The following is a 22,679-nucleotide window of genomic DNA, read 5'->3' on the forward strand; positions in this document are numbered from 1 at the left end:
ACGGCCCGTGACCTGGGACAACATCCGATTGTGCGGTTTTCGCACGGCGTGCTGCCTCACCAGGACGGCCCATTCTCGACATGCGGGCGTGTTCCGGGCGTCTGAGGGTCTTGTCGGGAGGTGCTTTCTCGCCGATAGACCGGGGACAGGTCCCGGGGTGCCTTCCGCGGAGGATCACATGCGAAACTCACGTGCCCTGGCGGCCGCGTGCACCGCGCTCGCCCTCCTCGGGCTCGCCGCTCCCGTGGCCGTCGCGGACGGCATGGGCAACGGGGGCGGCCCGAGCAACAACAACCTCAACGACCAGTCGGGCACCGGCGTCGGTTCGGGCACCGGCACCATCATCGGAGGAGGCGTCGGCAACATCGGAGGAGGTGTCGGCACCGTCATCGGAGGGGGCGTGGGCGGCATCGCCGGAGGCGGCAACAACCGGGGCGAGGGGAATCTCAACAACCGGGGCGACGCCAACTTCAACGGCCGGGTCGACGGGAACTTCAACGGCCGGGTCGACGGGAACTTCAACGGCCGGGTGGACGGCAATCTGGGCGGCCGCGGTGAGAATCCCGGCGGCCGGGGCGACGAATTCGGCGGGCGAGGCGACGAGTTCGGCGGCCGGGGCGAGGGGAACTTCAACGGGCGGGGTGACGAGTTCGGCGGCCGGGGCGAGGGGAACTTCAACGGGCGGGGTGACGAATTCGGCGGCCGGGGCGAGGGCAGTCCGCGCGACATCGTCGCCACGCCCAGGGTGGTCGCCCCCGGGGGACGGCTCAGCGTCACCGTGGAAGGCTGCCGCCGCGGCGGCACCATGACCTCACGGGCCTTCCGCCCCACCCCGCTGTTCCCGTTCCGGGAGGACGCGTCACGGGGTGTCGCGACGGTCGACCGCGACGCGCGTCGGGGCCGTTACGACATCGCGGTCAACTGCGACGGCCGCGTCCTGGTCCGCCCGAACGCGTTCACCGTGCTCGGCGGGGTACTGGGCGGCGTCGGCGGCGGCAGCTCCAGCGGGGCGACCCCGGCCGACATGGCCGTCGGCGGCGGGCTGGTCGGCTCGGCGCTGATCGCCGGCGGTGTGTTCTGGCTGCGGCGCCGGCACGGCGACCGGACCTGAGCCGGTCCGTCCCCCCTGCGCGGGAGGGGGGACGGCGGTCCGGCCCCGCGAACCGCCCCTGCTGCCTCCGCTACCCGGTGATATGGGGGAAGAGGCTGAGGAAGGGCTGCGCGGTCGCCGTGATGCCCCGGCTGTAGGGGGCGTCGAAGTCCCAGATCAGGAACAGCATGAAGGCGATCGTCGCGGAGAACAGCCCGGCCAGGACGAGTTCACGCCTGGTGCGGCGGATCTGCAGCGCGAAGACCATGGCGACGGTGATCACGGCCCCGGCGAGCAGTCCGAACCACACCACGCCCGGCATCGTCGCTCCGACCGAGTCGGCGCGGGCGTTGCGTGCCTGGTCGGCCGCGGCCACCTGGTCCACCAGCGGCTGGTAGGCCTGCGCCTCGAAGTCGGACTTCGGCTGGTAGTCGGTGACGTCCTGGCGGATCCGGTCGAGCAGTTCGGTGCCGCGGTTGGTGACGTGCTCGTGGTCGGTCATCGTCTTCCACTCGGTGGTCACCACGTGTCCGACATAGGCGTTGACATCGGCCCGAATACGGTCACGGACGTCCGGTGGATAGACCCGGACCCGTTCCGAGATCTCGTGCAGCGCCTGGGCCTCGGCCTGCACATGGTCCTGGGCGGCGCTGCGGGCCTCCCACACGCCCGCGATGGCCAGGCCCAGGACGATGGCGTACACCACCCCGATCCACATCGTCATGTACTCGATGACGTCAGGGGTCTCGTCGGGATTTTCGTCCTCGGGCGCCGTCCTGTGCCGCACGAGGGTGATCGCGACCACGACGGCACCGGCGCCCAGCATCGCGAGGGCGAGAACAAGCCAATCCGACAACGGATCCTCCAGGTGAACGGGCCGGCGCGTCAGCGCGGGCGCAGGGCGACGACGGCGATGATCGCGGGCACGGTGATGAGCAGGACGTAGGTGACCGGCGAGGTACGGCCGGGCGCGGGGGAGCCGGTGGGCCGGGGCTGGTACCGGGGGTAGACGACCGGGCGCACGGCCGGACGCGGCCTGGGCGTGGGAGCCGGGGTCGGCTTCGGCCGGGGCACGGGCTTCGGCGCCGGGGCGGGCGCCGGCGGGGGCGGCGGCGCGGGGGCGGGCCGGACCGGGGGCGCCGGCCGGGGAGCCGGCTTCGGTGTCGGCGTCGGACTGGGCCTCGGCCGGGGTTTGGGCGGGGGCGGCGCCGGACGGGGCGGCGGGGTCGGCGTGGGTGTCGGGGTGGGTGTCGGGGTGGGCGTGGGGCTCGGGCAGGGCGGCGGCGGGGGACAGCGCCAGGGAGCGGGCCAGGCGGCACCCGTGTCACCGGCGACGGCCACCGCCATCGTGCCGTCCGGGCCCGTCGAGGCGTACGCACACGCGTCGGCCGCCGCCGGTCCGGCCGGGCAGCCGACCAGCAGCCACGTCAGCGTCAGGAGGGCCAACGCCCTTGTGGCGGGCGCGCGTCGGGGCACTTCGGGTCCATGCACGACGAAGATCATGGGCCCCGGAGCATCCGCGCACGCCGGAGTGCGACGGGATTGGCCCGAAGGGGGGACAGATCACGTACAGCGGTTTGAAACGGGAAGACGGCCGCACCGGCATGTCCGTACATCCGTACGGGCGTGAGGGGATGGCGACTTCGCGGCGGTGAGAGCGCCGTCCCGGCGTCGTCCCGGCGTCGTCCCGGCGGGGCCCCGGCAGGGTCCCGGCACAGGGTTTCGAAAGAAATATGCGGCCGCGTTGAACACTTCCGCCCCCGCCGTCCGTACCCAATGCCGTGCGGCGGCACAGCAGGCGCTGCAATATCCAGGCGATGATGGGGAGTTGACAATGAAGACCTCCTGGCGGGCCGCCTCACTGGTGGCCACGGCGGCTTCTATGCTGTTGCTGACCACGGCATGCGGTTCGGACAATTCCACCACTCCGGCATCCGCGGCCCAGAACGTCGGAGCCACGGCGCCGGCGGGCGGTTACGGAAGCACCGGCACCGGTACGGGTACGGGTACCGGCACGGGCACTGGTACGGGCACCGGCACCGGTACGGGCAATGGCTACGGCGCCGACGGCAACCAGAACGCCAGTTCCCCCGCCGCGGCCGCCCCGGCCGGCAAGCTGACCGTGGCCACCAACCCCGATCTCGGCAACGTGCTGACGGACGGTTCGGGCCTCACCCTGTACCGGTTCGACAAGGACACCGCCAATCCGCCGAAGTCGAACTGCGCCGGCGACTGCGCCACCACCTGGCCGCCGGTCCCGGCGGGCGACGCCACGGCCGGCGCCGGTATCGACAAGGCCCTGCTCGGCGAGGTCACCCGCGCCGACGGCACCAAGCAGCTCACCATCGGCGGCTGGCCGGCCTACCGCTACGCCAAGGACGTCAACGCCGGTGACGTCAACGGCCAGGGCGTAGGCGGCAAGTGGTTCGCCCTCGCCCCCGACGGCAAGAAGGCGACCCTCGCCTCCCTGCCCGGTCTCTCGGTCCGCAAGGACCCCAAGCTCGGCGACATCATCGTCGACAAGAACGGCCACACGGTCTACCGGTTCCTCAAGGACAAGGCGTGGCCGAAGGTCGTCTCGAACTGCACCGGCCCCTGCCTGGTGAAGTGGCCGGCCGTCGGCGAGGTCGGCCCGAACGACACCAAGGGCGTCCAGAAGAAGGGCCTCATGGGCTTCACCCGGCCCGACAACGGCCAGAAGCAGCAGACGGTCAACTGCTGGCCCATCTACACCTTCTCCGGTGACAAGGCCGCCGGAGACACCAACGGTCAGGGCGTCGGCGGCACGTGGTACGCCGTCTCGCCCGACGGGAAGCCGGTCGGCGCGCCCAGCAGTTGAGATCACCTCCCCAGGGTCGATCGCCCCGCCCCGGGCGCGTCACCGTTGGTCCGCCCCCTCCGCACCGCACGGAGGGGGCGGACCGCTGTGTCGGGGACATCACACGGCAGGCATCCAGCGGGCTCTCACAGCGCCTTCACACGGCGCGGTCGCACCGGCACGTGCCGCAGGCAGTGACCGGGAACGGACGGTCAATTTCCGTTTCGGGTCGCCGCTTTGGCGGGCGATCAGTAGCCTCAGCTCGAACACCGGATCGCCTACACGTTGTCCACACCTTGGAGAGATACATGGAGCGTCCCGCCTGGGCCCCACGGAGCATCGACATCTCGGTGCCGAGCGTTTCACGTATCTACGACTTCTACCTGGGCGGATCCCACAACTTCGAGGTCGACCGGGAGGCGGCCCGCAGGGCCATGGACTTCCTGCCGGGCCTGCCGAAGATCATGCAGGCCAACCGCGCGTTCATGCGCCGCGCCGTGCGCTTCGCGGCGGACGAGGGCATCACCCAGTTCCTCGACGTCGGCTCAGGCATCCCCACCTTCGGCAACGTCCACGAGGTGGCCCAGGCGGCGGTCCCGGGCGCCCGCGTGGTGTACGTCGACCACGACCCGGTGGCCGTGGCGCACAGCGAGGCGGTCCTGGCGGACAACGACGACGCCGGCGTCGTGGCGGCCGATCTCCGCAAGCCGCAGGAGATCCTCGCGAGCCCCGAGGTCGAGCGGCTCATCGACCTGAATCGGCCAGTGGCCCTGCTGCTCGTTGCCATACTGCACTTCGTGGAAGACACGGACGACCCCTACGCCGCCGTGGCCGAGCTGCGCCAGGCCCTCGCGCCGGGCAGCCTGCTGATCCTCACGCATGCCTCGTACGAGGGAATCCCGCTGCCCGCCGAGCGGGCCGAGGGCGCGGTGGACGTATACAAGGGCATCCGCAATCCGCTCATCATGCGCTCGCGCGACGAGATCGCACGGTTCTTCGAGGGGTACGACATGGTGGAACCCGGACTGGTGCCGATGCCGCACTGGCGCCCCGAGTCGGCGCCCGAGGACGAGGATCCCTATGCGTTCTCCGGGTTCGCCGGCGTGGGGCGTACGGCGTGATCGCGGAGCCGGACGGGCCGGAGGACAGACTGCGCCGGTTCGCGACGATCTGGAGCCGGGCGCTCTTCCCGGTCACCTCCACGTCCCTGACCAGGCCGGAGTTCGAGGAACAACTGCTGCCGCTGGCACGCCGGTTGAGCACCGTTCTGCGGGCCCACAGCTTCGACACCGAAGAGGCCAAGGCGGTCGGCGCCGCGCTGATCGATGTGCACTGCACCGACCCCGAGGCGCTCGCCCGCACCCTGGACTGCGTCGACGCCTATCTGGCGCTCTACTGCGGCGGTGACGGTCCGCAGGACGAACTGCGCATGCGCTCGAGCCGGTTGCAGCACTCGATGGCCGCCGGGTACGCCCAGGCCCTGCGCCGGCGCACCCTGAGCGAGCAGGAGGCCATCGCCCAGGCCGCGTTGCGCGCCCAGGGCGTGGTGGCGCAGGCGCTGCACGCCACCGAGGCTCGCTTCCGCGCCGTCTTCGAGGGCGCCGCGATAGGAATCGGCATCGCCGACCTCGACGGCAACGTCCTCCAGGTCAACAAGGCGCTGCTGCGCATGTTCGGGCTCACCGAGAACTCCCTGCGCGGCCGCCCGGTGCCGGCCTGGACGCACCCGGAGGACGCTCCGCAGACCTGGAAGCTGTACGAGGAACTCGTCCGCGGCGAACGCGAGCACTACCACCTGGAGAAGGCCTTCAACCGGCCCGACGGAACGGTCCTGTGGACCAATCTCACCGTCTCCCTGCTGCGCGACCCGGACGGCAACCCGCAGTACCAGCTCGCCCTCATGGAGGACACCACCGAACGCCGGCTGCTCAACCTCCGGCTGCGCTACGAGGCCACCCACGACGCGCTCACCGGCCTGCCCAACCGCACGCTGTTCTTCGAGCGCCTGGAGAAGGCGCTGAACGCGGGCGACGGCCAGCGCTTCGGGCTGTGCTACCTCGACCTGGACGGTTTCAAGACCATCAACGACAGCCTCGGGCACGCGGCCGGCGACCGGCTGCTCGTCGAGGTCGCCGACCGGCTGCAGTCCTGCGCGACCGCCCCCGGCGAGATGGTCGCCCGCCTCGGCGGCGACGAGTTCGTGGCGCTGACCACCGGCCCCGACACCCAGCGCGAGGTCGACGACCTCGCCGACCGCATCATGAGCGCCCTGGTCACCCCGGTCAGCATCGACGGCCGGGACCTGCTGGTCCGCGGCAGCCTGGGCATCGTCGAGGGCCCGGCCGGGGAACGCACCCCCGCCGAGGTACTGCGCAGTGCCGACATCACCATGTACCGGGCCAAGTCGGCGGGCGGAAACCGCTTCGAACTGGCCGACCCGGAGGCCGACGCCCGCGCCATCACCCGGCACGGCCTGACCACCGCCCTGCCGACGGCCCTGGAGCGCGGCGAGTTCTTCATCGAGTACCAGCCGCTGGTCCACCTCGGCGACGGCAGCGTGCGGGGCGCCGAGGCCCTGGTGCGCTGGCTGCACCCGCAGCACGGCGTGCTGGGTCCCGACCGGTTCATCCCGCTCGCCGAGCACACCGGGCTGATCGTCCCGCTCGGCCGCTGGGTGCTGGAGGAGTCCATCCGCCAGGCCCGCGCCTGGCGAGAACGGTACGGCGAACAGACGGCCGCCGGCCCGTTGCGCATCAACGTCAACCTCTCGCCGTGCCAGCTCACCCACCCCGGCCTGGTCAAGGACACGGTCGAGATCCTCGAACGCGCCGGAGTGACACCGGACGCGCTCTGCCTGGAGGTCACCGAGTCCGCCCTCATCGGCGCCGACGACGACCTGCTCAAGCCCCTGCGCCGGCTGGCCGAGATGGGCGTCGACATCGCCCTGGACGACTTCGGCACCGGCTACTCCAACCTCGCCAACCTGCGCCGCCTCCCGGTGAGCATCCTCAAACTGGACCGCTCCTTCACCCAGGGCATGCAGCAGTTCCCCGCCGATCCCGTCGACCTGAAGATCGTCGAGGGGATCGTCTCCCTCGCCCACAGCCTCGACCTCGCGGTCACCGTCGAGGGCGTGGAAACGGGAGCCCAGGCCGAACAACTGCGGATACTGGGCTGCGACACGGCCCAGGGCTGGTATTACGCCCGCCCCGGCCCCCCGGAACGCCTGCACGACCTGACCCTGGCGGACGCGACGAGCTGAGCGGGAACGGGGCGCGCCTCCCCACTCCGGGAGGCGCGCCCCGGACGCGCCCCCCGCCTCACCGCTCGACCAGCATCCGGTGCAGCTCCCGAGCGGCCCGCGGCGGAGCGACGTCACTGCGGTGCGCGAGCGCGATGCTGCGTCGCAACCCCGGCCGGGCCAGCGGAGTGACCCGCAGCCCCCGTCCGGCCCGGGTGGCGACCATCCGAGGAACGACGGCCAGGCCCAGCCCGGCCCGCACGAACCCCAGCACCGCGTCCATCTCGCCCCCCTCCACGGCGAAGTCCGGCTCGAACCCGGCGGAGCGGCACGCCGTGACGGTCAGTTCCCGCAGGTCGTACCCGTGCCGGAACATCACCAGCCGTTCGCCTTCCAGTTCGGCGATGTCCACCGCCCGCCCGCCCCGGCCCGGCGCGGGCGCCTCCGGTGAGGACACCACCACCAGGTCCTCCCGCAGCAGCTCCACCGTCGTCAGGGCGGGCGAGGGAGTGGGCAGGGGCAGCACCACCAGGGCGAGGTCGAGGGCGCCGCGGGCCAGCTCCCGCACCAGGTCGTGCGAGCCACCCTCCTCGATCAGCAGCCGGACCCCCGGATACCGGTCGTGGAAGGCGCGCAGCACATCCGGCAGCAGGCCGGTGCACAGACTCGGCGTCGCGCCCAGCCGCACCCGTCCGCTGCGCAGCTGCACCAGCTCCTGCACCTCGTGCCGGGCGGTGTCGGCGTCGGCCAGGATCCGCCGGGCCAGCGGCAGCAGCGCCTCGCCCGCGTCGGTGAGGGTGATGTTGCCCCGGGCCCGCAGGAAGAGGTCCGCGCCCAGTTCCCGCTCCAGCGCCTTGATCTGCTGGGACAGCGAGGGCTGGGCGACATGGACCAGGTCGGCGGCCCGGGTGAAGTGCCGGGTCTCGGCGACCGCCACGAAGTACTGGAGCTGCTGGAACTGCACCCCTCGATGATAGTCGCTGACTATGGAATCGAGCCGGACCATGTCTTGGACCGATCGGCATCCGCGGGCCTAGCGTCTTGGACCATGGCTCTGGCAACGCGGACGGACCGACGGCCGTCCATGGCGCGCACGATGTGGGACAGCTCCGTCGGCAAGAAGGCGGTGATGGCCGTCAGCGGTCTGATCATGCTGCTCTACCTGGTCGCACACATGATCGGCAATCTGAAGATCTACTTCGGGGCGGGCGAGTTCAACCACTACGCCCACTGGCTGCGCACCGTCGGCGAACCGTTCATGCACTACGAGTGGACGCTCTGGCTTATCCGGATCGTCCTCGTCGTCGCCGTGGTCGCCCACGCCACCTCCGCCTACCAGCTCAGCCGCCGCGACCTCAAGGCGCGGCCCAGCCGCTACGTGCACAGGAAGGCGAGGACCACCTATGCGACGCGCACCATGCGCTGGGGCGGGATCATCCTCGGCCTGTTCATCGTCTGGCACATCCTCGACCTGACCACCGGCACCCTGCACCCCGGCGGCTTCCAGGAGGGCCACCCGTACCAGAACGTCGTGGACACCTTCTCCACCTGGTACGGCGACGTCGTCTACATCGTCGCGATGCTCGCGCTCGGCCTGCACATCCGGCACGGCTTCTGGAGCGCGGCCCAGACCCTCGGCGTCGGCAGCCGCGCCCGCGACCGTGCCCTGAAGACCGCCGCCGACGTCCTCGCGCTGCTGCTCACGGCCGGCTTCGTCGCCGTACCCGTGGGCGTCATGACCGGAGTGGTGAGCTGAACATGACCTACACCGACTACGTCACCGGCGACCCCGTCGCCGACACCAAGGCCCCCACCGGACCGATCGACCAGCGCTGGGACAAGCGCCGTTTCGAGGCCGGGCTGGTCAACCCCGCGAACCGGCGAAAGCACACCGTCATCGTGGTCGGCACCGGCCTCGCGGGCGGCTCCGCCGGGGCCACCCTCGCCGAACAGGGCTACCACGTCGTCCAGTTCTGCTACCAGGACTCCCCGCGCCGGGCCCACTCGATCGCCGCGCAGGGCGGCATCAACGCGGCGAAGAACTACCGCAACGACGGCGACTCCGTCCACCGGCTCTTCTACGACACCGTCAAGGGCGGCGACTTCCGGGCGCGCGAGTCGAACGTGCACCGCCTCGCGCAGATCTCCGTGGAGATCATCGACCAGTGCGTGGCACAGGGCGTGCCGTTCGCACGGGAGTACGGCGGCCTCCTCGACACCCGCTCCTTCGGCGGCGTCCAGGTGTCCCGGACCTTCTACGCCCGCGGCCAGACGGGCCAGCAACTGCTGCTCGGTGCCTACCAGGCGCTCAGCAGGCAGATCGCCGCCGGCACCGTCGAGATGCACCCGCGCACCGAGATGCTCGACCTGATCGTCGTCGACGGGCGGGCGCGCGGGATCGTGGCGAGGGACCTGGTCACCGGGAGGATCGACACGTACTTCGCGGACGCCGTCGTACTCGCCAGCGGCGGCTACGGCAACGTCTTCCACCTGTCGACGAACGCCATGAACTCCAACGCCACCGCCGTCTGGCGGGCCCACCGGCGCGGTGCCTACTTCGCCAACCCCTGCTTCACGCAGATCCACCCCACCTGCATCCCGCGCACCGGCGAGCACCAGTCCAAGCTCACCCTGATGAGCGAGTCGCTGCGCAACGACGGCCGGATCTGGGTGCCCCGGGCCAAGGGCGACGACCGCCCGCCGAACAAGATCCCCGAGGACGAGCGCGACTACTACCTGGAGCGCCTCTACCCGTCCTTCGGCAACCTGGTCCCGCGCGACATCGCCTCCCGCGCCGCGAAGAACGTCTGCGACGCAGGCAGGGGAGTGGGCCCGGGCGGGCAGGGAGTGTACCTGGACTTCGCCGACGCCATCGCCCGGATGGGCCGGGCGGCCGTCGAGGCCCGGTACGGCAACCTCTTCGACATGTACCAGCGGATCACCGACGAGGATCCGTACGAGGTGCCGCTGCGCATCTACCCGGCCGTGCACTACACGATGGGCGGCCTGTGGGTCGACTACGACCTGCAGACCACCGTCCCGGGCCTGTTCGCGATCGGCGAGGCCAACTTCTCCGACCACGGCGCGAACCGCCTGGGCGCCTCGGCGCTGATGCAGGGCCTGGCCGACGGCTACTTCGTGCTGCCGGCCACCATCAACGACTACCTCGCCCGCAACCCCCACCAGGACGAGGTTGGCCGGGAACACCCCGTCGTGCAGGAGGTGCTGGCGGAGACCGAGGACCGGATCAACCTGCTCCTGTCCGTCGACGGCGACCGCACCCCCGACTCCTTCCACCGCGAACTCGGCGAACTCATGTGGGAGTTCTGCGGCATGGCCCGCACCGAAACCGGGCTGCGCAAGGCCCTGGAGGGGATTCCGCGGATCCGCGAGGAGTTCTGGCGGCGGATCAAGGTGCCGGGCAGCAGCGAGGAGTTCAACCAGTCGCTGGAGAAGGCCAACCGCGTCGTCGACTACCTGGAACTGGCCGAGCTGATGTGCCTCGACGCGCTGCACCGCACCGAGTCCTGCGGCGGCCACTTCCGCGAGGAGTCCCAGACGCCCGACGGCGAGGCCGCCCGCCGGGACGAGGAGTTCTCCTACGCGGCCGCCTGGGAGTTCGCAGGCACCGGCTCCGCCCCCGTCCTGCACAGGGAAGACCTGGTCTTCGAGTACGTCCATCCGACCCAGCGGAGCTACGCATGAAGCTCACCCTGCGCGTCTGGCGGCAGAAGAACGCCGACGCCGACGGTGCCATGTCCACCTACGAGGTGGACGGCATCTCCCCCGACATGTCCTTCCTGGAGATGCTGGACGTCCTGAACGAACAGCTCACCCTCTCCGGCCGGGACCCGGTCGCCTTCGACCACGACTGCCGCGAGGGCATCTGCGGCGCCTGCTCCCTCGTCATCGACGGCGAGGCGCACGGCCCCGAGCGGACCACCACCTGCCAGCTGCACATGCGGTCCTTCCGGGACGGCGACACGATCGACATCGAGCCGTGGCGGGCGGCCGCCTTCCCGGTGATCAAGGACCTGGTCGTGGACCGGTCCGCCTTCGACCGCATCGTCCAGGCCGGGGGCTACATCACCGCGCCGACCGGCGCCGCGCCGGAGGCGCACGCGACGCCGGTGCCCAAACCGGACGCCGACCTCGCCTTCGAGCACGCCGAGTGCATCGGCTGCGGCGCGTGCGTGGCCGCCTGCCCGAACGGCGCGGCGATGCTGTTCACCTCGGCCAAGGTCAACCATCTGAACGTACTGCCGCAGGGGGCGCCCGAGCGGGAGACCCGGGTGCTGGACATGGTGGCGCGGATGGACGAGGAGGGCTTCGGCGGCTGCACGCTCGCCGGCGAGTGCGCGACCGCCTGCCCCAAGGGGATTCCCCTGATGTCCATCACGAACATGAACAAGGAGTGGTTGCGGGCGACCCGGAAGGTGGCCGGTCGCTGACCCGCCCCCCGGGGCGTGAGCCGTTCAGCAGCCGCACATGCGTTCTCCCAGCAGGCGTCACGTGGACGCCAACCGGCGTCGGAAGAACAGGAGCGGCGGACCGGAGCGCCGGCCCGTCGCCTCCCGCCGACCCGGCCCGTGACCAGGAGAGTGCCATGACCGGCGTCATCACGCTCGACCGTGCCCCGCAGCACGCCGCACCCGTCCGCTACACCGTGACCCTGGCCCGCGACGAGGCCGACGTGCGTGCCGCGCAGCGGCTGCGGCACGACGTCTTCGCCGGGGAGATGGGCGCCCTGCTGTCCACCTCGCAGCCGGGGTACGACGTCGACGCCTTCGACGCCCACTGCGACCACCTGCTCGTCCGCGAGGAACTGACCGGGCAGGTCGTCGGCACCTACCGGCTGCTGCCGCCGGAGCGCGCCGCGGCCGCCGGGCGGCTCTACTCCGAGGCCGAGTTCGACCTGGCCCGCCTGGACGCCGTCCGGCCCGGCCTGGTCGAGGTCGGCCGCTCCTGCGTGCACCCCGGCCACCGCGACGGCGCCGTCATCGGGCTGATCTGGGCCGGCATCGCCCGCTACATGGTCGACCGGGGCCACGAGTGGCTGGCCGGCTGCTGCTCCGTTCCGCTGGCGGACGGCGGCGCCCTCGCGTCGGCGACCTGGGACCGGGTGCGCGCCAAGCACCTGGCGCCGCAGGAGTTCCGGGTACGGCCGCTGCTGCCCTGGACCCCGGACGCCACCGCCCCCGCCCCCGCCGCCCGGGCTGAACTCCCCGCCCTGCTGCGCGGCTACCTGCGCCTGGGCGCCTGGGTCTGCGGCGAGCCCGCGCACGACCCGGACTTCAAGGTGGCCGACCTGTACGTGCTGCTGTCGATGCGCCGGGTCAACGCGCGCTACCTGCGGCACTTCCTCTCCCTCGTCCCGGCCTGATGAGCGTCTGGCTGCCCGGCGCGCCGTGCACCCCCGCCGCGTGCGTGGAGCCGGCCGGGCCCTGCGTCGCCGTACCCCGCGCGGTGCTGCGGCTCGCGACGGTCGTGGTCCTGGTGCTGGCCGGGATCGTATGGTGCCCGCTCGGCGGCCGTCTCCCCGCCCAGTGGGTGCGCCGGTGGTGCCGGGCGATCGTACGGGCCGCCGGGGTCCGGGTCCGCGTCACCGGCGCCGCCGTGCCCACCGGCGGACTGCTGCTGGTCGCCAACCACATCTCCTGGCTGGACATCCCGCTGCTCGGTGCCGTGCGCCCGGCCCGGATGCTCGCCAAGGCCGAGATCCGGCGGTGGCCGGTGGCGGGCGCCCTGGTGGCCCGCGGCGGGGTCCTGTTCATCGAGCGCGACCGGCTGCGCGCACTGCCCGACACGGTGGCCCGGATCGCCGGGGCGCTGCGCGCGGGCGCCGCCGTGGTCGCCTTCCCCGAGGGCAGTACCTGGTGCGGACGGGCCCGGGGCCGTTTCCACCGTGCCGTCTTCCAGGCCGCCCTGGACGCCGGGGTGCCCGTGCAGCCGGTACGGCTGCGCTACCTGCGGGCCGGCCGGGCCGCCAGTACCGCGCCCGCGTTCGTCGGCGAGGACACCCTGCTCGCCTCGCTGTGGCGGGTCGCCAGGGCCCGGGACCTGGTGGCGGAGGTGGAGATACGGCCGTTGATCCCGGCGGGCCGCCACCTCGACCGCCGCTCCCTGGCCACGGCCGCCGACCCCACCCCGCACGCCCCCGCCCGGACCCACGCCCCCTGACGACTGCGCCGACGGCACTCAGGGCAGTGCCCGGGCCAGATACGGTGCCGTCGTGCTGCCCGGGGTGCGTGCCACCCGGGCCGGGGGGCCCGTCGCCACGATCCGGCCGCCACTTACGCCGCCGCCGGGGCCCAGGTCGATCACCCAGTCCGCGCCCGCGACCACCGTCATGTCGTGCTCCACCACGACGACCGTGTGCCCGGCGTCGACCAGCCCGTGCAGCCGGTCCATCAGCACCTCGACGTCGGCCGGGTGCAGTCCGGTCGTCGGCTCGTCCAGGAGGTAGAGCGTGTGACCGCGTCGGCCGCGCTGCAACTCGGCCGCCAGCTTGATGCGTTGGGCCTCGCCGCCGGAGAGTTCGGTCGCCGGCTGGCCGAGGCGGAGATAGCCCAGGCCCACGTCGAGGAGCGTGCGCAGACTGCGGGCCACGGCCGGGGTGTCCGCGAAGAACTCCGCCGCGCCCTCCACCGTCAGGTCCAGCACCTCGGCGATGTTCCGCCCGCGGTACGCCACTTCGAGCGTCTCGGGCCGGTAGCGGGCGCCCCCGCAGTCCGGGCACGGCGCGTACGTGCTCGGCAGGAACAGCAGCTCCACGCTGACGAACCCCTCGCCCTGGCAGGTCTCGCAGCGGCCGCCCGGCACGTTGAAGGAGAACCGGCCGACGCCGTAACCCCGCGCACGGGCCTCCGACGTGGACGCGAACACCTTCCGCACGACGTCGAACAGACCCGTGTAGGTCGCCAGATTGGAGCGCGGCGTACGACCGATCGGCTTCTGGTCCACCCGCAGCAGCCGGCCCACCCCCTCCCCTTCCTCCGCCAGCTCGCCGACGAGCGTGGACTTCCCGGATCCCGAGACACCGGTGACGGCCGTGAACACGCCCAGCGGAAACTCCGCCGTCACCCCGCGCAGGTTGTGCCGGGTGACCGGACCGACCCGCAACCAGCCGCGTGCCTCGCGGACCCGGCGCACCGGCGCGGGCGAGCGGTCGAAGAGGAAACGGGCCGTCGCCGACTCCGCGACCTTCTCCAGCTCCGCCACCGGCCCGCTGTGCAGCACCCGCCCGCCGTGCTCGCCCGCGCCCGGACCCACGTCCACCAGCCAGTCGGCGCCGCGCACCACGTCCAGGTGGTGTTCCACCACGAACACCGAGTTGCCCGCCGCCTTCAGCCGCTCCAGCACCGCCAGCAGCGCCTCGGTGTCCGCCGGGTGCAGTCCCGCCGACGGCTCGTCCAGCACGTACACGACGCCGAAGAGCCCGGAGCGCAACTGGGTGGCGAGCCGCAGCCGTTGCAGCTCACCGGCGGAGAGCGTGGGGGCCGCCCGGTCGAGGCTGAGGTAGCCGAGGCCCAGCTCGACGACCGGCGCGATGCGCGCCCGGAGGTCCCCGGTGAGGACCCGCGCGGCCTCCGTACCGCCGTCCGGCAGACCGTCCGGCCCGTCCGGTTCGACCAGTTCGGCCAGATCCGCCAGCGGCAGCGCGGCCAGCTCGGCGATGGTCCGGCCGCCGAAGGTCACCGCCAGCGCCTCGGCGCGCAGCCGGCTGCCCCCGCACACCGGGCAGGGCGCACTGGTGAGGAAGCGCTCCGCCCTCGCCCGCAGGGCCGGCGACTTGGTGTCGGAGAACGTCTTCATCACATAGCGGTGGGCGCTCATGTACGTGCCCTGGTACGGCCGTTGGATGCGGTCGGCGTCCCGGACCGGGTGCACGGTGACCACCGGCTGCTCGTCCGTGAACAGGATCCACTCCCGCTGCTCGGCGGGCAGGTCCCGCCAGGGCCGGTCCACGTCGTACCCGAGCGCGTCCAGGATGTCGCGCAGGTTCTTGCCCTGCCAGGCGCCCGGCCAGGCGGCGATCGCCCCGTCCCGGACCGACAGCGACGGGTCCGGCACCAGCGACTCCTCGCTGGTGCGGTGCACCTGCCCCAGGCCGTGGCACCGCGGACAGGCGCCCGCCGCCGTGTTGGGCGAGAAGGCGTCGGAATCGAGCCGCTCGGCACCCGGCGGATACCGCCCGGCGCGCGAGAACAGCATGCGCAGGGAGTTGGAGAGGTTGGTGACCGTACCGACCGAGGAGCGCGAGGTGGGCGTGGAGCGGCGCTGCTGCAGCGACACCGCCGGCGGCAGCCCCGTGATCTCGCCGACCTTCGGCGCCCCGACCTGGTGGATCAGTCGGCGCGCGTAGGGCGCGACCGACTCGAAGTACCGTCGCTGGGCCTCGGCGTACAGCGTGCCGAACGCCAGCGACGACTTCCCCGAGCCGGACACGCCGGTGAACACGGCCAGCACGTCCCGCGGCACGTCCACGTCGGCGCCCCGCAGATTGTGCTCGCGGGCGTCGCGGACGCGGACGTAGGGATCATGGGCACTGTGCATCGCCCAGACACTACTGCGGAGGGTTCTCCCGGTCCTGGGGCCTGGTGAACTGGTCCCGCAGCTTGTCCTGGGCGGTGTCGACCTCGGACTGGTACTTGTTGCCGGTGCGCTGGTCGATGTAGTCGCCGCCCTGGTCGATGCCCTTGTCGGTCATGTCTTCGTGGCCCTTGAGCATGCCCTTGAGTTTGTCCATGAGAGACATGGAAGCCCTCCTCGCTGATTGGGGTTCCGTCTCCAGGGTCACGGTCGGCGGCGCGGCCCGCATCTCGGGCGGCCGGGCGCGAAGAGCGCGGCCAGCCGGGTGTGGGACTCCAGCAGTGCCGCGCGGTCGTACGTGCTGGTGGTGACCAGGACCTCGTCGGCGGCCGTCTCCTTCAGCACCGTCTCCAGCTCGTCGGCGACCTGCTCCCCGGTGCCGGCGATGTGCCCGGCCAGCCCGGACTCGTACAGCTCCCGTTCCTTCGCGGTCATCGCCCGGGCCAGGACGTCCTCGGCCGGCAGCAGGGGCGGGAAGGTGCCGTGGGTCCGCGAGTAGGCCATGGCCCAGGCCTCCGGGACGAGCAGCCGGCGCGCCGCCTCGGGGGTGTCGGCGACCGCGACCGATCCGGAGATCACGACATACGGCTCGGATGCCCAGGGGGAGGGGCGGAAGCCGGAACGGTAGTGATCGACGCCGCGCAGCAGCTTCTCCCGGTTCCGCAGATCGCCGATGACCATGGGCAGGCCCGCGCGGGCCGCGATCCCGGCGCCCTCGCCCAGGGCCAGCACGAACGGCGGCACCCGCAGCCCCTCGGCGGGGCGGGCGTGCACACCGGCCGGCGAGCCGCCCGTGAACCAGCCGAGCAGCTCCCCGAGCCGCGCCGCGAAGTCCTCGGCGTCGCCCCTGTCCCGGCCGAGCGCCTTGCGCACACCGTCGGTGAAGCCCACGGAACGGCCCAGCCCCATGTCGATCCGCCCCGGGAAGAGCGACTCCAGCACGCCGAACTGCTCGGCCACCACGAGGGTGCGGTGGTTGGGCAGCATGACCCCGCCGGTGCCGACCCGGATCGTACGGGTCGCGGCGGCCACGGCGGCCGCCAGCACGGTCGGCGCGGACCCGGCGACCCCGGGCACACCGTGATGCTCGGACACCCAGAAGCGGTGGTAGCCGAGCGACTCCACCTCGCGCGCCAGCGCGACCGTGTCCCGCAGCGCCTCGGCGTGCGGGTGCCCCTCCCGGGTGCGGGAGCGGTCGAGGACGGAGAACCGGGTACGGTCGATCAGCGAACTCACGCAGGGTTCAACACACCACCGGCGCCAGGATTCCCGCGGTCGCACACGTCGACGTTTCCGGGCAGGCGGGAATTCGACGACAGGACCTAGGGTGACCGTGTGACCGACAGCGACAAACGCCCGATCGCCGTGTTCGACATCGACAACACCCTCTCCGACACCGCGCACCGGCAGCGGTTCCTGGAGCGCCGGCCGCGTGACTGGGACGCCTTCTTCGCGGCCGCGCCCGAGGACCCGCCGATCGCCGAGGGCGTGGCGCTGGCCCTGCGCAGCGCCCGGGAGTGCGAGGTCGTGTACCTCACCGGGCGGCCCGAGCGGTGCCGGCGCGACACGCTGGACTGGCTCGCCGCCCACGGGCTGCCCGAGGGGCGCGTCCACATGCGGGGCGACGCCGACCGCAGGCCGGCCAGGTTCACCAAACTGGCGATCCTGCGCCGGCTGGCCCGGGGCCGTGAGGTCCGGGTCCTCGTCGTCGACGACGACCTGGTGTGCGACGACGCCGAGCGGGCCGGCTTCACCGTGGTGCGGGCCCGCTGGGCCGACCGCTCGGCCGCGCTGGAACAGGCCCAGGAGACGGAGGGGCGTACCTGAGGACCGGCCCGGCCGGGCCTCAGACCTCGCCCTCGTCCTCGATGCGGAAGCCCACCTTCAGGCCCACCTGGTAGTGCTCGATCCGGCCGTTCTCGATCTGGCCGCGGATCTGGGTGACCTCGAACCAGTCCAGGTTGCGCAGGGTCTGGCCGGCGCGGGTGATGCCGTTGCGCAGGGCCTGGTCGATGCCCTCGTGCGAGGTGCCGACGATCTCGGTGACCCGGTAGGTGTGGTTCGTCATGCGGGTACTCCTCTCCGCCGTGACGGGTGTGTCACGCGTCCACTCCACCGTGCCGTATCCGGATGCGGAGCGCGAGGCGTCGGGGTCCGTCGCCGGCCCCGACGCCCCGCCGGCCTACCGCGCCACGCTCAGCGACAGCGCGAAGCGGGCCTGCGCGTCCGTCCACCAGTGCGTCAGTTCCAGCCCGGCGGCGGCCAGTTCGGCGGTGACGCCCTCCTTGCGGAACTTCGCCGACACCTCGGTGCGCAGCTCCTCGCCGGGCGCGAAGTCCACCGCGAGGTCGAGGGCGGGGACCTTGACGGTCTGCGCCGTACGGGAGCGCAGCCGCATCTCGATCCACTCCTGACGGGTGTTCCACAGGGCCACGTGGTCGAAGGCGTCCGGATCGAAGTCGGCGCCCAGCTCACGGTCGACGACGGTCAGGACGTTCTTGTTGAACTCGGCCGTGACCCCGGCCGCGTCGTCGTACGCGCGCACCAGCACCTCCTCGTCCTTGACCAGGTCGGTGCCGAGCAGCAGCCCGTCACCGGGTGCCAGCAGCCCGCGTACCGAGGCCAGGAACGCGGCGCGTTCGGCGGGCAGCAGGTTGCCGATGGTGCCGCCCAGGAAGGCCAGCAGGCGCGGGCCGTCCGTCGCGGGCAGCGCCAGCGGGGCGGTGAAGTCGGCGATCAGGGCGTGCACGGTCAGCCCCGGACGCTCCTCGATGAGCGCCTGCCCCGCCTGGGTGAGGGCGCTCTCGCTGACGTCGACCGGGACGTACGCCCGCAGGGAGGTGAGGGCCCCGATCAGATAGCGGGTCTTCTCCGAGGAGCCCGAGCCCAGTTCGACGAGGGTGCGGGCGCCGCTCGCGGCGGCGATCTCACCGGACCGGGCGGCGAGGATCTCGCGCTCGGCCCGCGTCGGGTAGTACTCGGGCAGTTCGGTGATCCGCTCGAACAGTTCGCTGCCCCGGGCGTCGTAGAACCACTTGGGCGGCAGCGTCTTGGGGGTGGTGGTGAGGCCGTGCAGGACGTCGGCGCGCAGCGCGGCGTCCGTCGCGTCCTCGGGGAGGGTTCGGGTGACGAGCAGGGGACTCACGTACAGGGCTCCTTCGGTGATCGGGGCGCCCCCGCTCGAGCGGAGCCGAGAGTGGGGGAGGACGCCAGGTCCTCGATCGGCGCGAGCAGTACCCCGGCCCGGCTCGCGGTGAGCAGCGTGCGATCGGGGACCTCCTGCCAGCGCGGATCGTCGTCGTACGGTTCGGAGGCGACGACCGTGCCGCTGCCGGGGTCCGTGCGGTACCAGAGGCTGTCGCCCCAGGTGGTGGCGGTGATGGTGGCGCCGTCGGTGAGCAGCAGGTTGAGCCGGGAGGCCGGGGCGGCCCCGGCCATCTGCTGAACCGTTTCGGCAAGGGCGTGGCCCGGTTCGTCGCCGCAGCGCAGCCGGTGCAGGGCCAGCGCCCACACGAACGCCGAGTCGGTGCTCGCCTGCAGCGCCAGCAGATCGACCGGGGGCAGCTCCGCCACCAGCGGGGCCGCCGCGTCCGGCCAGCCCGCGACCGCGCCGTTGTGGCTGAACAGCCACCGCCCGGCCGCGAACGGCGCCGCAGCGGCCTCGGCGTCCGCACCCGAGAGGGTCGCGTCGCGTACGGCGGCCAGCAGCGCGCCCGTACGCACCACCCGGCCCAGGTCGGCGAAGGACAGGTCCGCCCAGATCGGCCCGGCCCGCCGGTAGCGGGCCGGCACCGGATCGTCCGGCGCGTACCAGCCCACGCCGAACCCGTCGGCGTTGACCGTCCCGTACCGCTGCCGCCGGGGCGCCCAGGACTGCCGGAACAGGCTGTACGGGGGTTCCACCAGGATCCTGCCGAGCGGCTCCTCGGGCCCCAGGTAGGCCAGGTGCCGGCACATCAGGCGGTCTCCGAGCGGGCGGTGCGGAACCCGGAGAAGATCTGCCGCCGGACCGGGTAGTCCCAGTTGCGGAACGTGCCCCGGCAGGCCACCGGGTCCACGGCGAACGAACCACCGCGCAGCACCTTGTGCTCGGGGCCGAAGAACACCTCGGAGTACTCCTTGTACGGGAACACCGTGAACCCCGGGTACGGCAGGAAGTCGCTCGCCGTCCACTCCCACACATCGCCGATCAACTGCCTTACACCCAACGGGGATTCACCCGCCGGATAGCTCCCCGCCGGGGCCGGCCGCAGATGCCGCTGGCCCAGGTTGGCGTGCTCGGGCGCCGGGTCGGCGTCGCCCCAGGGGTAGCGGGTGGAGCGGCCGGTGGCCGGGTCGTGGCGGGCCGCCTTCTCCCACTCCGCCTCGGTGGGCAGCCGGCGCCCGGCCCAGCGGGCGTACGCGTCGGCCTCGTACCAGCACACGTGCAGCACCGGCTCGTCGGGCGGTACGACCTCGGTGACACCGAACCGGCGCCGCAGCCACTGGCCGCCGTCCCGGTGCCAGAACAGCGGGGCGGTGATGCCGTGCCCGCGTATGTGCGCCCAGCCCTGCGGCGTCCACCAGCGCTCGGTGTCGTAGCCGCCGTCCTCGACGAACGCCCGGTACGCGGCGTTCGTCACCGGGGTGGTGTCGATCCAGTAGGGCGCCACCTCGCGCCGGTGCGCCGGGCGTTCGTTGTCCAGCGCCCACGGCTCGGTGGACGTGCCCATGGTGAACGGGCCGCCGGGGACGAGGACTTCGGCCGGACCGGTGAACGGCGGCGCCGGGTCCGGGTCGGGCGCGGTCAGGGCCTGCGGACCGGTGCGCAGCTGATGGGTGATCAGCATCGTCTCGTCGTGCTGCTGCTCGTGCTGCGCGATCATCCCGAAGGCGAAGCCCGCCTCGGTCAGCCGCGTGCCCCGGAAGGTGGCGCCCTCCAGCAGGTCCAGGACCCGGCCGCGTACCTCCGCCGCGTACTGCCGGGCCTCGGCGGGCGGCAGCAGCGGCAGCGTCGGGCGCTCGGCACGCGGATGCTCGAAGGCGTCGTAGAGGCTGTCGATCTCGGGCCGCATCGCCTCCCGGCCGCCGACCGCCCGCAGCAGCCACAGCTCCTCCTGGTTGCCGATGTGCGCCAGGTCCCACACCAGCGGTGACATCAGCGGGGAGTGCTGGGCGGTGAGGTCCGGCTCGTCGACACAGGTGGTCAGGAGCGTGGTGCGGTCGCGGGCGGTGGTCAGCGAGGCCAGCGCCCGCTCGCGCAGGGACTCGATGCCGGTGTCGGTCTCGGGGGCGGTCATGTACGGATGTCCTTCCTCCTGTGGGCGCCACGGGACTCCGTGCCGCGCAGGGGGTCCAGCAGGTCGTCGGCCGGGCAGCGGCCCCGGGCGACATAGCGGTCCAGGTACGCCGCCACGGCTTCGGTGACCCGGGCGGTGGCGCCGAGCCGGGGCAGCGCCTCCACGGCCGCCTCGAAGCAGGCGACGGCGGCCTCCCGCAGCTCCGGGTCGCCGAGCCCCTGCCGGGCCGCGTCGACCCACAGCGGATTGTGCGGGGCGGGCAGGTTCAGCGTCCGCTCCGCGAGGGGCTTGACCGTGCGGTGCGCGGTCTCGGCGGCCTCCGGGTCGTCGAACAGCGCGGCCGTCACCGCGAGGGGCACGATCCAGCCGTCGTCCCCGGGCTGCGCGTCGATCATGCGCAGTTCGAGGTGGCCGCGCGGCCGGACCGGCGGGAACAGGGTGGTCACGTGGTAGTCGAGGTCCGCGCGGGTGGGCGGCCGGGGCGCCCCCGAACGGATCCACTCCCGGAAGGTGAGACCCTCGGGCACCTCCCACGGGCCCGCGTCGCGGCGCACGCACATCACCGGCGCGTCCAGCACGTGCCGGGCCCAGGCGGCCCGCGGCTCCTCGTCCAGCGGGGGAGCTCCCGCCCGGCCGGCGCCGATCTCCATCCACAGCAGCTGCCGGGTGGACAGCCAGCCCGTGGGCTCCCCGCCGATCAGCGGGGAGTTCGCGAAGGCGGCCACCAGGACCGGCCCCAGCTGGTGCGCCAGCCACCAGCGCCGCTCCCGGCCGAGCGGGCCGGGCTCCTCGTGGCCCGCGTCCACGCACACCTGGACGGAGGCCGAGGTGCACATCATGTGCCGGCCGGCCGGCCCGGTGCGGTCGAGGCAGATCTCCATGGCGTCGTAGCGCGGTTCGCGCAGGAACCGGCGTGGCACGTGCCAGGGATCGTGGCCGGCGCCGACGAGCCCGAGGCCGTCCCGGGCGAGGGCGGCGCGTACGGCGTCCAGATCGGCGGAGACGGTGTCCACGCACTCCATGAGGGAGGCGGCGGGCGGCGAACTCAGTTCCAGCTGGCCGCCGGGCTCCTTGGTGAGCGCCGACCTCAGGGGCACGGCCCGCAGGGTCGCGTAGGCCGCTTCGAGTCGTTCGGGTGACACGGGGAGCCGCGGCAGCCGCAGCTCGTGGACGAGCCATTCCACTTCGACCCCGAGCGTACGGGGTGGTCCGGTCTTGAAGCAGATGCCCCTGACCAGGGCTTCCACCTCGGCTTCGGTGACGGCGGTGCGGTGCTCCGTACAGTCGCCGCCGTCGCTCCGTGCATCGGACATGTCGGGATCCTCCTGAGATTCCACCATGCCACCGTCCCGGCTCCGTGGTGTGCCGGGACGGCATCGTCCGTCCCACCCAAGACCCTCGAACGCTTTCGCACAAGGGTGCCTGGCGGGACGTTCCAGATCGGTAACCTCCGATTTGTCGCTCGTTTCCAGGGGGTTCCGGGGTCGGGAAAACTCCGTTGCACCGCATCACCAGCATCACTCAGGATGCCTGCGTGAGCACGACGGGGGAGGCCGCGCGGGGCGGGGGGGGCCCCCCCCCCCCGCGGGCCCCCCCCCCCCCCGGCCCCCCCCCCCCCCCCCCCCCAGACCCCCCCCCCCCCCCCCCCCCCCCCGCCGA

At 72.7% G+C, this 22,679-nt stretch carries 21 protein-coding genes; 10 read left to right on the forward strand and 11 right to left on the reverse strand.

Annotated elements, in window-relative coordinates; translation table 11 throughout:
• Positions 1-178: 178 nt before the first annotated feature.
• Positions 179-1,111, forward strand: a complete 933-nt coding sequence (locus ACFYMM_RS20975) for a hypothetical protein (protein ID WP_388388648.1) — start codon at positions 179-181, stop codon at positions 1,109-1,111.
• Between the two features lie 70 nt (positions 1,112-1,181).
• Here ACFYMM_RS20975 and ACFYMM_RS20980 read toward each other — a convergent pair whose 3' ends face one another.
• Together ACFYMM_RS20980 and ACFYMM_RS20985 are read right to left on the reverse strand one after the other, a co-directional pair.
• Complete coding sequence (locus tag ACFYMM_RS20980; RefSeq protein WP_388388650.1) at positions 1,182-1,946, reverse strand: DUF4239 domain-containing protein; 765 nt, start codon at positions 1,944-1,946, stop codon at positions 1,182-1,184.
• 29 nt (positions 1,947-1,975) lie between these two features.
• Positions 1,976-2,113 (reverse strand): hypothetical protein, encoded by a 138-nt coding sequence (locus tag ACFYMM_RS20985; protein ID WP_388388653.1) that lies wholly within the window; start codon positions 2,111-2,113, stop codon positions 1,976-1,978.
• Between the two features lie 811 nt (positions 2,114-2,924).
• Between ACFYMM_RS20985 and ACFYMM_RS20990 the strand changes: the two genes are divergently transcribed.
• The 3 genes from ACFYMM_RS20990 to ACFYMM_RS21000 all read left to right on the forward strand — a co-directional run bounded on the left by ACFYMM_RS20990 (position 2,925) and on the right by ACFYMM_RS21000 (position 7,170).
• Positions 2,925-3,929: an SCO0930 family lipoprotein gene (locus ACFYMM_RS20990; protein WP_388388655.1), complete on the forward strand. Its 1,005-nt coding sequence runs from the start codon at positions 2,925-2,927 to the stop codon at positions 3,927-3,929.
• A gap of 287 nt (positions 3,930-4,216) precedes the next feature.
• Positions 4,217-5,029 carry an SAM-dependent methyltransferase gene (locus ACFYMM_RS20995; protein ID WP_388388657.1) on the forward strand — a complete coding sequence of 271 codons (813 nt, stop codon included), beginning with the start codon at positions 4,217-4,219 and terminating at the stop codon, positions 5,027-5,029.
• A complete protein-coding gene (locus ACFYMM_RS21000) occupies positions 5,026-7,170 on the forward strand; it encodes a putative bifunctional diguanylate cyclase/phosphodiesterase (protein ID WP_388388659.1) in 2,145 nt (714 codons plus the stop codon). Before ACFYMM_RS20995 ends, ACFYMM_RS21000 begins: the two co-directional genes overlap by 4 nt.
• Before the next feature lie 58 nt (positions 7,171-7,228).
• Here the strand turns inward: ACFYMM_RS21000 and ACFYMM_RS21005 are convergent, their stop codons facing one another.
• Complete coding sequence (locus ACFYMM_RS21005) at positions 7,229-8,113, reverse strand: LysR family transcriptional regulator (protein ID WP_388388661.1); 885 nt, start codon at positions 8,111-8,113, stop codon at positions 7,229-7,231.
• 120 nt (positions 8,114-8,233) lie between these two features.
• Here ACFYMM_RS21005 and ACFYMM_RS21010 point away from each other — a divergent pair, with 120 nt between their 5' ends.
• The 5 genes from ACFYMM_RS21010 to ACFYMM_RS21030 all read left to right on the forward strand — a co-directional run bounded on the left by ACFYMM_RS21010 (position 8,234) and on the right by ACFYMM_RS21030 (position 13,329).
• The gene (locus tag ACFYMM_RS21010; protein WP_388389049.1) at positions 8,234-8,905 is read left to right on the forward strand and encodes a succinate dehydrogenase; all 672 of its coding nucleotides are present in this window, start codon (positions 8,234-8,236) and stop codon (positions 8,903-8,905) included.
• 2 nt (positions 8,906-8,907) lie between these two features.
• A complete protein-coding gene (locus tag ACFYMM_RS21015; protein WP_388388663.1) occupies positions 8,908-10,854 on the forward strand; it encodes a fumarate reductase/succinate dehydrogenase flavoprotein subunit in 1,947 nt (648 codons plus the stop codon).
• Complete coding sequence (locus tag ACFYMM_RS21020) at positions 10,851-11,600, forward strand: succinate dehydrogenase/fumarate reductase iron-sulfur subunit (RefSeq protein WP_388388665.1); 750 nt, start codon at positions 10,851-10,853, stop codon at positions 11,598-11,600. The genes ACFYMM_RS21015 and ACFYMM_RS21020 overlap by 4 nt, the downstream gene beginning before the upstream one ends.
• 155 nt (positions 11,601-11,755) lie before the next feature.
• Positions 11,756-12,532 (forward strand): GNAT family N-acetyltransferase, encoded by a 777-nt coding sequence (locus ACFYMM_RS21025; protein ID WP_388388667.1) that lies wholly within the window; start codon positions 11,756-11,758, stop codon positions 12,530-12,532.
• Entirely contained in the window at positions 12,532-13,329 is a 798-nt protein-coding gene (locus tag ACFYMM_RS21030) for a lysophospholipid acyltransferase family protein (RefSeq protein ID WP_388388669.1), read from the forward strand. The genes ACFYMM_RS21025 and ACFYMM_RS21030 overlap by 1 nt, the downstream gene beginning before the upstream one ends.
• A gap of 18 nt (positions 13,330-13,347) precedes the next feature.
• Here the strand turns inward: ACFYMM_RS21030 and ACFYMM_RS21035 are convergent, their stop codons facing one another.
• From ACFYMM_RS21035 to ACFYMM_RS21045, 3 genes are read right to left on the reverse strand one after another with little or no spacing between them, the layout of a single operon-like run.
• Positions 13,348-15,705 carry an ATP-binding cassette domain-containing protein gene (locus ACFYMM_RS21035; protein WP_388388671.1) on the reverse strand — a complete coding sequence of 786 codons (2,358 nt, stop codon included), beginning with the start codon at positions 15,703-15,705 and terminating at the stop codon, positions 13,348-13,350.
• 10 nt (positions 15,706-15,715) lie between these two features.
• Positions 15,716-15,907 (reverse strand): antitoxin, encoded by a 192-nt coding sequence (locus tag ACFYMM_RS21040; protein ID WP_388388673.1) that lies wholly within the window; start codon positions 15,905-15,907, stop codon positions 15,716-15,718.
• Positions 15,908-15,945: 38 nt separating this feature from the next.
• Positions 15,946-16,977 carry an LLM class flavin-dependent oxidoreductase gene (locus ACFYMM_RS21045; RefSeq protein ID WP_388388674.1) on the reverse strand — a complete coding sequence of 344 codons (1,032 nt, stop codon included), beginning with the start codon at positions 16,975-16,977 and terminating at the stop codon, positions 15,946-15,948.
• A 99-nt stretch (positions 16,978-17,076) separates the two neighbouring features.
• Between ACFYMM_RS21045 and ACFYMM_RS21050 the strand changes: the two genes are divergently transcribed.
• Entirely contained in the window at positions 17,077-17,568 is a 492-nt protein-coding gene (locus tag ACFYMM_RS21050) for a hypothetical protein (protein WP_388388676.1), read from the forward strand.
• Positions 17,569-17,587: 19 nt separating this feature from the next.
• On the opposite strand, the gene ACFYMM_RS21055 is transcribed toward ACFYMM_RS21050, so the two are convergent.
• From ACFYMM_RS21055 to egtA, 5 genes are all read right to left on the reverse strand, one after another.
• Positions 17,588-17,809, reverse strand: a complete 222-nt coding sequence (locus ACFYMM_RS21055; RefSeq protein ID WP_388388678.1) for a dodecin — start codon at positions 17,807-17,809, stop codon at positions 17,588-17,590.
• A 114-nt stretch (positions 17,810-17,923) separates the two neighbouring features.
• Complete coding sequence (gene egtD / locus ACFYMM_RS21060; RefSeq protein ID WP_388388680.1) at positions 17,924-18,886, reverse strand: L-histidine N(alpha)-methyltransferase; 963 nt, start codon at positions 18,884-18,886, stop codon at positions 17,924-17,926.
• Positions 18,883-19,698 carry an ergothioneine biosynthesis protein EgtC gene (gene egtC, locus ACFYMM_RS21065; protein ID WP_388388682.1) on the reverse strand — a complete coding sequence of 272 codons (816 nt, stop codon included), beginning with the start codon at positions 19,696-19,698 and terminating at the stop codon, positions 18,883-18,885. The genes egtD and egtC overlap by 4 nt, the downstream gene beginning before the upstream one ends.
• Positions 19,698-21,020: an ergothioneine biosynthesis protein EgtB gene (gene egtB / locus ACFYMM_RS21070; RefSeq protein WP_388388684.1), complete on the reverse strand. Its 1,323-nt coding sequence runs from the start codon at positions 21,018-21,020 to the stop codon at positions 19,698-19,700. The genes egtC and egtB overlap by 1 nt, the downstream gene beginning before the upstream one ends.
• On the reverse strand, positions 21,017-22,333 hold the full coding sequence (gene egtA, locus ACFYMM_RS21075; protein ID WP_388388686.1) for an ergothioneine biosynthesis glutamate--cysteine ligase EgtA: 1,317 nt from the start codon (positions 22,331-22,333) through the stop codon (positions 21,017-21,019). Before egtA ends, egtB begins: the two co-directional genes overlap by 4 nt.
• Between the last annotated feature and the right edge of the window lie 346 nt (positions 22,334-22,679).

The sequence above is a fragment of the Streptomyces sp. NPDC006739 genome, assembly GCF_042869815.1.
GTDB lineage: Bacteria > Actinomycetota > Actinomycetes > Streptomycetales > Streptomycetaceae > Streptomyces.